12 protein-coding genes are annotated in these 12,428 nt (G+C 64.0%); 5 read left to right on the top strand and 7 right to left on the bottom strand.

Annotated features, from left to right (window positions below; genetic code table 11):
* Position 1: 1 nt before the first annotated feature.
* The gene (rhaM, locus tag NCS03_RS16630) at positions 2–316 is read right to left on the bottom strand and encodes an L-rhamnose mutarotase (protein WP_175979237.1); all 315 of its coding nucleotides are present in this window, start codon (positions 314–316) and stop codon (positions 2–4) included.
* 163 nt (positions 317–479) lie between these two features.
* Between rhaM and NCS03_RS16625 the strand changes: the two genes are divergently transcribed.
* Complete coding sequence (locus NCS03_RS16625; RefSeq protein WP_250529413.1) at positions 480–1,448, top strand: LysR family transcriptional regulator; 969 nt, start codon at positions 480–482, stop codon at positions 1,446–1,448.
* On the opposite strand, the gene lra1 is transcribed toward NCS03_RS16625, so the two are convergent.
* The 4 genes from lra1 to NCS03_RS16605 are packed head-to-tail and all read right to left on the bottom strand — an operon-like array spanning position 1,442 to position 5,546.
* Positions 1,442–2,224, bottom strand: a complete 783-nt coding sequence (lra1, locus tag NCS03_RS16620) for an L-rhamnose 1-dehydrogenase Lra1 (RefSeq protein WP_008353544.1) — start codon at positions 2,222–2,224, stop codon at positions 1,442–1,444. The genes NCS03_RS16625 and lra1 overlap by 7 nt on opposite strands.
* A 10-nt stretch (positions 2,225–2,234) precedes the next feature.
* Complete coding sequence (gene rhmD, locus NCS03_RS16615) at positions 2,235–3,413, bottom strand: L-rhamnonate dehydratase (protein ID WP_008353545.1); 1,179 nt, start codon at positions 3,411–3,413, stop codon at positions 2,235–2,237.
* A 29-nt stretch (positions 3,414–3,442) separates the two neighbouring features.
* Complete coding sequence (locus tag NCS03_RS16610) at positions 3,443–4,762, bottom strand: MFS transporter (RefSeq protein WP_008353546.1); 1,320 nt, start codon at positions 4,760–4,762, stop codon at positions 3,443–3,445.
* Between the two features lie 22 nt (positions 4,763–4,784).
* The gene (locus tag NCS03_RS16605; RefSeq protein WP_250521627.1) at positions 4,785–5,546 is read right to left on the bottom strand and encodes an SDR family oxidoreductase; all 762 of its coding nucleotides are present in this window, start codon (positions 5,544–5,546) and stop codon (positions 4,785–4,787) included.
* Between the two features lie 217 nt (positions 5,547–5,763).
* Between NCS03_RS16605 and NCS03_RS16600 the strand changes: the two genes are divergently transcribed.
* The 4 genes from NCS03_RS16600 (at position 5,764) to NCS03_RS16585 (ending at position 8,948) form a co-directional block, all read left to right on the top strand.
* On the top strand, positions 5,764–7,281 hold the full coding sequence (locus tag NCS03_RS16600) for a Fic family protein (protein ID WP_250529412.1): 1,518 nt from the start codon (positions 5,764–5,766) through the stop codon (positions 7,279–7,281).
* A gap of 65 nt (positions 7,282–7,346) precedes the next feature.
* Positions 7,347–7,499, top strand: coding sequence for a hypothetical protein (locus NCS03_RS16595; RefSeq protein ID WP_250529411.1), 153 nt, complete (start codon positions 7,347–7,349; stop codon positions 7,497–7,499).
* Between the two features lie 166 nt (positions 7,500–7,665).
* Complete coding sequence (locus tag NCS03_RS16590; protein ID WP_033536125.1) at positions 7,666–7,935, top strand: hypothetical protein; 270 nt, start codon at positions 7,666–7,668, stop codon at positions 7,933–7,935.
* Positions 7,936–8,093: 158 nt separating this feature from the next.
* Positions 8,094–8,948 carry a helix-turn-helix domain-containing protein gene (locus tag NCS03_RS16585; RefSeq protein ID WP_008353552.1) on the top strand — a complete coding sequence of 285 codons (855 nt, stop codon included), beginning with the start codon at positions 8,094–8,096 and terminating at the stop codon, positions 8,946–8,948.
* Here NCS03_RS16585 and NCS03_RS16580 read toward each other — a convergent pair.
* Both NCS03_RS16580 and NCS03_RS16575 read right to left on the bottom strand, forming a co-directional pair.
* A complete protein-coding gene (locus NCS03_RS16580; RefSeq protein WP_008353554.1) occupies positions 8,945–10,783 on the bottom strand; it encodes an ATP-binding response regulator in 1,839 nt (612 codons plus the stop codon). The two genes, NCS03_RS16585 and NCS03_RS16580, sit on opposite strands and share 4 nt — an antisense overlap.
* Positions 10,784–10,786: 3 nt before the next feature.
* The gene (locus NCS03_RS16575; RefSeq protein ID WP_008353556.1) at positions 10,787–12,424 is read right to left on the bottom strand and encodes an ATP-binding domain-containing protein; all 1,638 of its coding nucleotides are present in this window, start codon (positions 12,422–12,424) and stop codon (positions 10,787–10,789) included.
* Positions 12,425–12,428: the final 4 nt, after the last annotated feature.

The following is a 12,428-nucleotide window of genomic DNA, read 5'->3' as shown; positions in this document are numbered from 1 at the left end:
TTCAGGGAAGATGAAAGACCGGCACGAGCGGCGTCGTCACGGGCGAATTGTCCGCGTGCGTGTCCATCAACTCGGCCATGAGGTTCCACCACTTGCGCATGATGGGCAGCGTCGGCAACGCATCGGTCGTGTGCGTGTCGGTGCGCTGATAAATGGCGAAGAGATGCCCGTTCGAGTCGTCCAGAAAGATCCGGTAATCGCGGATTCCGGCGGCGCGCAACGCATCGGCCAGTTCCGGCCATATCTCGCGATGACGCTTCTCGTATTCCTCGCGCATGCCCGGCTTGAGGGTCATGCGAAATGCCACTGTCTCCATGGCGGACCGCCTTTTTATGTTTGGTGAATCCCTGTGTTCGGGACTCGTTGTGCTGCGACTATAATTCGCCGACCGATAACACGACAATCCGATTGCAGGATTGGCCGATCGCAAAAACGTATCGCTGCGCCGTATCATCGCGCGGTTCAGAGCGGACTGTCGAATGAACCAGAACGTGTCCCAAAGTGTGTCGTCCAGCCTTTCACCGATCGCGCTCGTCAATCGGCTGAAGTTCAAACATCTCGCCCTTCTCGTCGCGCTCGACGACGCGCGCAATCTGCATCAGGCCGCCGACGCGATCAACGTCGCGCAGCCGAGCGCGAGCCGTATGCTCGCCGACATCGAGGAAGCATTCGGCTTTCTGCTCTTCGAGCGCAATGCACGCGGCATGCAGCCGACGCCGCTCGGCACCGCCGCGCTCGCTTACGCGCGCCGCTCGCTCGCGGACCTGACGCGCTTCGCCGACGATCTCGACGCCAAGCGCCGCGGCGGTCACGGTCAACTGACGGTCGGCGCGATCATGGGCGCAGCGCCCGACGTGCTCGCGATGGCCGTCACCGAATTGAAATCCGAACGTCCGCTACTGAACGTGCGCATTCTCGGCGAGACGAGCGATCAGGTCGTGCAATTGCTGCATCGCCGCGAAGTCGACCTCGCGCTCGGACGCCTCACCACGCCGTTGCAGCACAACGATTTCGACTTCGAGCCGCTCGCGCGCGAAGCGATGCGGCTTGTCGTGCGCGCGGAGCATCCGTTGGCGGACAAGGCTTCGCTCGAGCTGCAAACGCTCGTCGGCTGGCCCTGGATTCTGCAACCGATCACGAGTCCCGCGCGCGGCCTCTTCGAAGACGAACTCGCGCGCGCCGGGCTGACGACGCCCGCCGATATCGTCGAATGCGCGTCGATCTTCGCGACGCTGCAACTGCTGCAAAACAGCGAAGCCGTCGCGATGCTGCCGGAATCAGTCGTGCGCGACTATCTGCGCGCGCAATTGCTGATCGAACTGCCGATCGAGATCGGCAAGAGCCTGTCCGGATTCGGCTTGTTGCGGCGCAAGTTCGAAACCTTGAGCGAACCGGCCGAGTACTTCATCGCGTTGTTGCGCAAGTACTCGGCGTCGTCGCGTCACTGAAGGTTCACGAACAGCCCGCCATCGACGAGCAAGGACGCGCCCGTCACATAGCGCGCCCGATCCGAAGCCAGAAACACGACGCACTGCGCGACATCGTCCGGTGCGCCGAGACGTCCGAGCGGGATGCGTTTTTCCATGTAGGCGCGCTTGTCCTCGTTCGAGAGATCGTCGGCGTTGAGGTCCGTCGCGATCGTGCCGGGCATCACCGAATTGCAGCGGATGCCGTACGGTCCCAACGCGATCGCGCAGGATTGCATCAGCGAATGCACGCCCGCCTTGGTCGGCGTGTAATGCGTCTGCATGCCGCCGCCGACGAGCGCGCTGATCGAACTCGTCGCGACGATCGCACCGCCCGTGCCCTGCGCTTTCATCTGGTTCGCGGCGGCCTGCGTGACGTAGAACGCGCCGTTCAGATTCACGGCGACCGTGGTTTCATAGACAGAAGCCGGCATGTCGAGGAACGCGTGAAACGGACAGATGCCCGCGTTGCTCGACAGCACATCGACGCGCCCGAACGCTTCCACCGTGCGCCGGATCAGTTCGATGCCGGTTTCGCGCTCGGCGACGTTGCCTTCGACCGCGATCGCGCGCCGCCCGAGCGCCTCGATCTCGCCGACGATCGATTCCACCGCCGACGCCTTCCCGTAAGACGTGTCGTTGTCGCGCCAGTAGTTAATCGCGACGTCCGCGCCTTCGCGCGCGCTCGCGAGCGCGATCGCACGGCCGATGCCGCGCGAGCCGCCCGTCACTACGACGACCTTGTTCTCCAGCAACATGCGATGCCCCTCAGTGTGTGTAAGGCCGCGTCAACGCGCATTCCGGATTCAGCCGCACGCCGAAGCCCGGCGTCTCCGGCACCTTCATGCGGCCGTTGACCGGCACGGGTTCGTCGAGCAGCAAGGGCGTGAACATCGGCACGACCTGATCGGCCTTGGGCGCCATCATCAGAAACTCGGCGAACGGCGAGTTATGGCGCGTCACGACGAAGTGATAGCTGTACACCGACGAACCGTGCGGCACGACGAGCACGTTGTGCGCGTCCGCGAGCGCCGAAATCTTGATGAGCTCCGTGATGCCGCCGCACCAGCCGACATCCGGCTGCACGAGATCCGCGCAACCCATTTCGAACAGCATGCGAAAGCCCCAGCGCGTCGCTTCGTGCTCGCCGGTCGTCACCATCATGCCGCCCGGCACCGAACGGCGCAGTTCGGCATAGCCCCAGTAGTCGTCGGGCGGCAGCGCTTCTTCGATCCACTTCAGGCCGTGCTCGCGCGCCGCGTTCGCGAGGCGCTTCGCGTAGTTGAGATCGAGGCTCATCCAGCAATCGAACATCAGCCAGAAATCGTCGCCGACTTTCGCGCGCATGTCCGCGAGCTTCGCGATGTTCTTGTGCAGCCCTTCCTCGCCTTCCGCCGGGCCGTGCTGCAAGGGCATCTTGCCGCCGATGAAACCCATCTCCTTCGCGAGATCCGGACGCGCGCCCGTCGCATAGAACTGCAGCTCGTCGCGCACCGGTCCGCCGAGCAGATGGAACACCGGCTCACGGCGCACCTTCGCGAGCAAATCCCACAGCGCAAGATCGACGCCCGAAATCGCGTTGAGCACGATGCCCTTGCGCCCGTAATAAAGCGTCGCGTTGTACATCTGATCCCACATCTTTTCAATGTCGGTCACGCGCTGGCCTTCGAGAAAGCGCGCCAGATGCTTCTCGACGATGAACGCGCCGATCTCGCCGCCCGTCGTCACCGCGAAGCCGACGGTGCCGTCGCTCGCTTCGATCTCGACGACGAGCGAGCCGAGCACGTTCAGCCCGAACGACTGGCGGCTCGCGCGATATTCGGGATAGCGGGCCATCGGCGTGGCGATGTGATCGTCGATCCAGTGATCGGCGCCCTGATCGTGGTAATCGGCGCCGCCGCCGCGAACGGTGAAAGCGCGTACTTGCTTGATCGTCGGCATGGACATGTGTTCGTCTCCTTCTCTGTTCTTTCTGTTCAGGATGCGCTGGCGGTTTCGCCGCGCGTAATCGAATGACGTTCGGGCACGCGCACCAGCACGACGATGACAAGCGCCGCGAGCACGCTCGCGCCCGCCAGCACCATCAGCCCCGCGCTCGCCGAATGGAACGCGGCTTCGGCGGCGGTGCGGGCCATCGGCGCGAAGAAGCCGCCGAGTCCGCCCAGCGAATTGATGAGCGCGATGCCCGCCGCGGCGGCCGCGCCCGTGAGATAACGCGTCGGAAAGGTCCAGAAGAGCGGTTGCGCGGCGATGAAGCCGCTCGCCGCGCAGCACAGCGCGATCAGCGACACGACCGGCGATCCCGCGATGCCCGACACGGCGATCGCGACGCCCGACATCGCGAGCAGCGCGACCGCGCACACGCGATGCCGGCCGGTGCGATCGGCGTAGCGCGGCACGATCCACGTCACGATCACGGCGGCCATCCACGGCAGCGCCGTCACCAGTCCCACGCGAAATCCGACTTTCGTGCCGAGCAGCGCCGACACCTGTTGCGGCAGATAGAACACGACGCCGTACACCGCCGCCTGAATCAGGAAGTACACGCAACAGAGCACGAGCACGCGCGGATCGACGAGCGACGCGAGCACACTGCGCGGTCCGTGCGACGACGCCGCGCGCGCATCGTCGTCGAGGCGGCTGGCGAGCAGCGCGCGCTGATCGGGCGTAAGCCAGCGGGCTTTCGCGGGATCGTCGTCGAGATACCAGAACGCCCACACGCCGACGATCGACGCGAGCAGTCCTTCGACCAGAAAGAGCCATTGCCACCCTTTCAGGCCGAACGCGCCGTGCAGATCGAGCAGCAGACCGGACAGCGGCGCGCCGAAGATGAACGCGAGCGGCGCGCCGAAATAGAACACGCCGAGCGCACGCGCGCGCGACGATTGCGGAAACCAGCGCGTGAGGTAATAGACGATGCCGGGAAAGAAGCCCGCCTCCGCCACGCCGAGCAGGAAGCGCAGGGTATAGAACGTCGTGGCGTTATGCGCGAAGGCCATCGCCGCGGAGACGAGGCCCCACGTCACCATGATCCGGCACATCCACAGCTTTGCGCCAACGCGATGCAACAGCAGATTGCTCGGCACTTCGAAAATCGCATAGCCGACGAAAAACACGCCCGCGCCGAAGGCGAACGCGGCGTTCGTGAGGCCGGTGTCCTGCTGCAGCGCCTTTTGAGCAAAGCCGATATTCGCGCGGTCCAGAAACGCGAGCACGTACATGAGCAGCAGAAACGGCAGCAGCCGGCGCATGACACGCGACGTGACCGCGCCTTCCGCCTGTGCGGAATGGTTCATGTGAGTCTCCCGATGATGCGTTTCAGTACGTCGCGCGTCCGCCCGACAGATCGAACACCGCGCCGGTGCTGAACGCGCAGTCCTCGGACGCGAGCCACAGAATCAGCGACGCAGCTTCTTCCGGCATCAGGAAGCGGTTCATCGGAATTTTGGAGAGCATGTAGTCGATGTGCTGCTGCGACATCGAATCGAAGATTTCGGTCTTGGCAGCGGCGGGCGTGACGGCGTTCACGAGGATGTTCTTGCCCGCGAGTTCCTTGCCGAGCGATTTCGTGAGCCCGATCAACCCGGCCTTCGACGCGCTGTAGTGCGACGCGTTCGGATTGCCTTCCTTGCCCGCGATCGACGCGATATTGACGATGCGCCCGTAGCCCGACTTCAGCATGTGAGGCACGACGGCGCGGCACGTCAGGTACGGCCCGATCAGATTGACATCGATCACGCGCCGCCATACGTCGGGCGCGAGTTCCCAGGTCGTGCCGTTGCCACCGGTGATGCCCGCGTTGTTGACGAGCACGTCGATCTTGCCGTGCGCCGCCAGCGCCTTGTTCACGGCTGCATCGACGGAGGATTCTTCGGTCAGTTCGACGACCGCGTCGCTGACTTTGCGCTCCCTGTACTTTGCCGCGAGCTCGGCGCTCGTGCGGGCGAGGCGCTCGCCGTCGACATCCCAGAGCGATACCTCGGCGCCGGACTGCAGCGCGCGTTCCGCCACAGCGAGGCCGATGCCACGCGCGCCGCCCGTGACGATCACGACGCGGTTCGCCAGGTCGATACGGTTCATGGATGCGTCTCCTTTCGTTGTTCGTTGCTTTGGATGGTCATGCCGTGAGAGGCACTATAGTCCGGCGGCAATAGCGCAACAATTCGAAAGGGCGATCGTTCGATAGCAAAAGCGGATCGGTGGCGGAGTCGAAGCGGGCGGGGGTTAAGATTTCTCGATACAAATCGCGGAAACGCGCCTAAAGTTATAATTTCTCGATAAACGTTAAGAAATCTCGATGACACCGATCGGTTATTCCCGACTCATCGCCATCGGCGAACTGCGCGTAACGCCGCCGCGGAGGCTGGCGTACGCCAGTTCGTCGGTAAACCGGCGCGTCGACAGCGAGAGCCATATTCTGTTTCCAAACAGCGTGGCGTTCGACGATACGCCCGTCGGTCATCTGGAGTTCGCGCTACGCCACGAAGGCGTGAATCTCGAGATTATCGATGCCGCGTTCGAGCATATCGAGCCGGAAGAACTCATCGCCCGTCTGCGCGCGACGCCTTCCGGCGAGCAGATTCGCCGCGCCTGTTTCCTGTGGGAATGGCTGACCGGCAAGGCACTGGATGCGGGCGTGAGCGTCCGCGGCGGTTACGTCGACCTCTTTGCGCCCGATGTCTATTACACGGCGCCGCAGCCCGTGAATTCGCCTCGCTACCGCGTGCGCAATAACGCGCCGGGCACGCCGTGGTTTTGTCCGGTTGTGCACCGCGCCGCGATTCCGGACGATCCGCCCTTGACAGACCTGCTTCTGGAAGCGCAAAGCGCGCTCGACGCGATGCAGGACCCCGATCTGTACAAGCGCGCGCTCGCTTTTCTGTATTTATCGGAGACGCGCGGCAGCTACGCGATCGAATCCGAAACCCCCAGCTCCGACAAGCAAGAGCGTTTTGTGCAGCTTCTGAAGCGCGCGGGCGAGCCTGCGAAGATCGACGAAGAATGGCTGGTGCAGTTGCAAAACGTGATCGTGCGGGACGTGTATAGCCAGGAAGCGTCGTATCGGACGAGACAAAACTGGCTGGAGGACGCTGCGGGCCGGATCGACTTCTTTCCCGCGCCGGTTGACGATCTTCGACGCGTGATGACCGATTGGGAAGCCTTCGTGAACGATCGGAAACGGTGCCCCGATGTGCTCGTGAAGGCCGCCTGCGCGGCCTTCGGCTTCGTTTATCTGCATCCGTTCTTCGATGGCAACGGCCGGCTGCATCGATTTCTCATCCAGCACGTGCTTGCGCGCTCGGGCGTGCTAGGCGCGGATACCGTGATTCCGGTGTCGGCTGTGATGGAGCGAAACATTCCGGCTTACCACGCCGTGCTGACGGCGTTCTCGCGCCCGGTCACGCGACTGTGGAATTACCGTCGCGTCGAGACGGAGCCGCTCGTACTGAGTGCGCCTTCGAGCCGCGCGTATCGGTTCTTCAACGCGGATCGTGAAGTCGCGTTTCTGCACGCGATGATCAAGGAGGCCGTGCGCGAGGAAATTCCGCGACGCCGCTTTTGCGCAACTGAACGACGAGTTCGACTTGCCGCGAAAGGATCTTTCAGCGCTCATTCGGATGGTTCAGTCGAACAAGGGGGTCCTGTCGGCGCATCGCAGGAAGCAGTATCAGCACCTTCCTCGCCCCGTACTCGACCGAATCGAGGAAGTGGTGCACGGTGCGTTCGCAAGCAGGGCGGCCGACTCGGAAAGTTAAGATTTCTCGAGTCAAACGCCAAAAATCCATCAAAAATCAAAATATCTCGTTGGGCGTGAAGAAATCTCGATTCCCTCGCCCCTCAGTGCGTTTGCCGGCGCTCGGGCCTTTCCATCCCGGAAACGTGGCCGCGCGGCATGGCGACCGAATCCTTGAAATGCTTATCGGCAAAAAGCGCGAATCCGAAAAGCGCGGCCACGCCGAGCGGGCAAATGACGAAAGCAGCAACGAGCACGGCAACCTCCATTCGATGATGCTCGCAGTGTATCCCGCGTAAAGCCGCCAATTGTCGCCAAAATCGACAATACTCCGTTCAATGTTCGCGAACTTTCACCCTGTTTGATTTGATGAGCGTGCGAATTCGCACCGGATCGTGGTGCCAGGCACGGCCGTTGCTACCTGCACCAGCCGTCGATCCCGACACCGAATCAACCTGGAAAAGCATGTTCACACCGAAAGCCTGCACCGCTACCTGCGTACTGGACGGAATGCCCGTCACGCTGACCTACTTCCCCGACACCACGCTGCTGCGGATCACCGACGCGAATGGCCGCTGCGTGCGCGAGACCCGCTGGCCCGCGCCGTGGCGGACGTTGCTCGCGACCTTGCGCGAATTCAGCGGACGCGATGCCGAAAGCCAGCTTTCGACTTTGCTCGACGAGATTCCCGCCATGTCGAAGCCGACGCGCGAGCTGGCATCGGCGCTCGCGTAGCGGAATGTTTCATCACTAGAATCAATGAGTTCCATCGAGACAATTTTGAGCGCGCGGACCCGCGCCATTTACAATGTCGGATCGGCTGCGCATGGGCTGCCCGGCCCGCGCCGATTCACGCCCCTCGCGGTCCCACTCTCACGCATCCGACTGGCTGTATGGTCACTGAAACGTCTTCATCGGAATCCCTCGCCGTCGCTGAACGCGTGCGCGAACTCATGGGCCGTCACGGCATCGGAAAGCGTCAGCAGACAGCGGAGCTGTGCCGCATTCTCGACCTGAGCTTCTCGCAGGGCCACCGGAAACTGCGCGGGAACAGTCCGTGGACGCTCGCGCAGATTCGCCGCGTCGCCGATGCCTTCGACGAACCCGCGCTCAAGCTCTTCGATTCGATCAACACGCGCCCCGACGAAACCGAAGGCACCGCGCACGACGCCGTGCTCAAGCTCGGTTCGGTGGAAATTCCCTGCATGGCGTGGGTCGGCAACGCGCTCGATGCGGGCAGCCGTCCGGATTTCATCGCGCAGAAACTCAACAATCGCTGGATCGTCACCAAGCACGAAGGCGTGCTGCTGCACGAAGCCAGCGACGTCCACAAGATCGAAATCCAGCCGCGCCGGCCGGATACCGACAAACCCATCATCGCCGTGGTCGACGACGATCACGCCTCGGCCGACAATCTGCACGACTATCTCGAAGCCACCGGATTCGCGGCGATGGCCTTCTACGGCCTCGACGCGTTCCTCGAAGCGCTGCAGACGCAAGTGTTCGATGCCGTCGTGATCGACTGGCTGTTCGGCGTGCATACGTCGGCGGATGCGATCCGCGCGGTGCGCGAGTCGGACAATCCGGACGCGCCGGTTTTCGTGCTGACGGGCGAGCTCACCACGGGCAAGGCGAGCGAATCGGAAATCAGCCAGGTCATCCGCGACTACAACGCGACGTGTTTCGAGAAGCCCGCGAGGCTCGGCATTCTCGTCGCCGATCTCTCCAAGCGGCTGATGCGCAATTAGCTGACGCGCCGGCGCACCGTCACCGCGCGATGCACCGCGCCCTTCAGCACCTCGTAGCGCACCGGCTTCAGCAGATAGTCGAAGAACAGCACGGCCGCGCTCGGATCCACCAGTTCGGGCGCGTACGCGCTCACCGCGATGATCGGCACGCTCGCGCCGGGCGCACTGCGCGCACGATACTCGTTCGCGAACGAATAGCCGTCCTTGCCCGGCATATGCAGGTCCGCGAGGATCACGTCGGCGTCGTTCGCGCGCAGCCACGCGAGCGCGCTGTCGACATCCGGCAGCGCGACCGCGTAATAGCCGAGATGCGTGAGCATTTCGATCAGAGAATCGCGGATCGACTCGTGGTCGTCGATCACGAGCACGCGCGACTTGCGCAACTCGGGCGCATCGGCTTCCGGCTCACGCCGGGGCACATGACGCGCCGCGACCGCCGGCAGGCTCACGCGAAACGCCGCGCCCTGCCCGACTTCGCTCGAAACCTCGATCTTCCCGCCGAGCAGCTCGACAAGTCCGCGCACGACCGCGAGGCCCATTCCCGCGCCGTCGAAGCGCCGCGTGCTCGATGAATCGAGCTGCGTGAATTCCTGGAAGATGAGCGGCAACTGCTCGCGGGAAATGCCCGGCCCCGTATCGATCACGGAGATGTCGAGGCGCTTCTCCGTGCGCGCGAAATGCACGTCGATGGAACCCGCTTCGGTGTACTTGATCGCGTTGGTCACGAGATTCGTCACGATCTGCCGCACCCGATGCGGATCGGATTCGATCGGGCCGCGCTCGCCCGCATAATCGCCGCGCAACGCCAGGCCCTTCGCGCTCGCGGCGGGTGTGTTCGCATCGACGATGGATTCGAGCAATTCGACCGGATCGAAAACGGCCATGCGCAGTTCGAGCTTGCCCGCGCCGAGACGCGCGTAATCGGTCAGATCACGCATCTGCGCTTCGAGATGACGCGCGCCCGCTTCCAGACGCTGCATGATCTTGCGGTCGGCGTCGCCGCGCGCGTTCAGCCCGAGCAATTCGACCGACGAGACGATCGCATGCAGCGGCGTGCGCAGCTCGTGGCTGATCATGCCGAGGAACGTGTCTTTCGCGACGCCCGCCTCGCGCGCCGCGCGCGTCGCCTGATGCTCCGCCGCCAGCGCCGCGCGCTGCTGTTCGATAAGGCGCGTGCGCCGATAGCCGTTCAAGAGCAGCAGGATCGTCGCCGCCGCCGAGAGCAGGCCGAGCAGCACGCCGCCGTAAATCAGATAGCGGCGCTTCGCCTCGAAATCGCGCACGATCGCCTCGCGCTCCGCGACATCCATCAGCCGACGCCCGCCCGCCAGTTCCGCGACGACGGGCGCGTTCTGCCGCAATACGCCGATCACGCGCAGGGTGCGCTGGTGCTCGCTCTGCAATCCGTCGATATCGCCTTGAATGGAATCGAGCGCCGTTTGCAACTGACGCAGAATCTCGCGCTGCCGGTTCAGCAGCGCCTGATGATCGTCCGACACCCCCGCCGATTCCGACACCTGCCTGAGCCGCGCCCGCAGCAGCCGATAGCTCGCGCGCACGCCCCCCGCGTCCTCGTCGATGCCATTGCGATACAGCAGAACGTGATTTTCGAAGCGCGCGTACGCGATCTGAAACTGCGCCGCGTCCCAGTACACGTCGTAAGGCAGAACGAGCCGATGCGTCTCGCGCGCGACCAGACCCGAATACAGCATGTAGCCGACCGCGCCGATCGGCGGCGCGACCGCGAGCGCGATCAGCGCCGCATACCAGAGCCGGCGAAACCAGGGTCGCGCGGCGTGTGCGCGCAACGGGGATTCGGTGCGGATGACGGCCATCCGCTATTGCAAGGCTTCGATCGCCCGGGCCGCGCGCTCGGACGCGACGACGATCAGCTTCATCGTCGCCCGCGTCGCGCCGACGAAGATCTTGCGCGCGGCCTGCTCGTCGAGCGCGTCGAAATCGACTTCGGTGAGAATCACGCAGGGCGCCGATTGCCCCTTGAAGCGATAGATCGATTCGAGCAGCACGTCGCCCTCGCGATACTCCGGGTTGCCGAACAGATCGTACGTTCCGGTGAAGGCGCGCAGCCGATGCGGGCCGAGGTGATCGACGGCAGTGAGCGCCGAACCCTCGCGGCCCCGGAACGACAGCACCGCGATGTCCTGCTTGCGAAAGCCGAGCGACAACGCGTGCGTGATCGCGCGCTTGGTCGCCTCGATGATTTCCTCGGGATGCCCGTCGGCGTAGGTCGAAACGCTCACGTCGGAGCCGTCGAAGGGACTGCCCGCATCGAGCCGCACATCTGGCCCGACGACCTTGCGGATGAAACCGAGCAGATCGCGCGGGCTGCGATAGTTCGTCGTTTCGCGCAGGATCGTCCAGCCCGGCAGCGGCACCGGCTCGCGCAAATAAAGGTTCTGCATCGGATCTTCGAGCCACCACCACGCGCCTTCAGGATTCAGCAGACGTTCGAGCGCCTCGACCCACGCCGCCTGAAAATCCTGGCCTTCATCGACGATGAGCACATCGGTCTTCCATTGCTCGGGCACGGGCACGGCGGCGAAGCGATCTTCGAGCGTCGCGAAGACATTCGGCTGACTGAAGTCGGGCGGACTGCCCGCATCGCGCGCGACGGCCGCGCTCAACTGATGGTAATTCGCGATCTTCGCCTCTTTCGGTGCGATCGCACGAATATGGTCGGCGAGCGGCCGGTTGAAGCACACGTAGAGCACGCTCTTGCCCTGCGCGAGCGCGTCGCGCATCACGCGCACGGCGAGTTGCGTCTTGCCCGCGCCCGCGGTCGCGATCACGCGCAGACGGAACGGTTCGAATTCGAGCCGCCGCGCCCACGTCGCGAGCCCGCCCGACAGACGCGTGACGAGCGTGTTCGCCGCACCGACGAGCGCGTTGGTATCGGGCGTGAGCGAAAGTTCGTCGGCGAGAAAATGATGGATGCGCGCCGCCGATTCGAAGCGCGGCTCGTCCGGCGGCAGGATTTCGAGCACGACGCGCGCAAGCTGCGACTTGCGGCTCGCATCGACGATGCGCGCCGGCGACACGCCCGCGATCGCCGTGTTCTTGACGGTGTAATCGGGGCAGTAAAGCAGTTCCTCGATCCGGTACGTGCCCGCGCCGAACGCCGCCGTGAACCGCCGATGCAGGTTCTCCAGCGTGCGCGCGAGCTGAATGGCGACGTTGCGCTCTTTCTGCAAATAGACCTTGACGAGACCTTGCCCCGTCTCGCGCAGAAAACCGGCCTTCTGCTCGATCATCAGCACGCGGCCGGACGGCGCGACGACTACGAAATCCGCTTCGCCGAAGACCGAAAATCCTTCGTTGACGCGAGTCCAGTGCACGCCGTGATAGACCGTGTAGTCGTCGGGCAGCTTTTCGAGGCGCGCGAGCGTTTCGAGTTCGCGCGCCGCCGCGCCGGTCGCTTCGAGGTTCTTCCAGTCGTCGGGAACGATTCGGGCCATGCGT

The sequence above is a fragment of the Caballeronia sp. ATUFL_F1_KS4A genome, assembly GCF_023630905.1.
GTDB classification, from domain to species: Bacteria; Pseudomonadota; Gammaproteobacteria; order Burkholderiales; family Burkholderiaceae; genus Caballeronia; species Caballeronia zhejiangensis.
The sequence above is the reverse complement of the archived record's forward strand: the minus strand, read 5'-3'. Positions and strand labels throughout refer to the sequence as shown.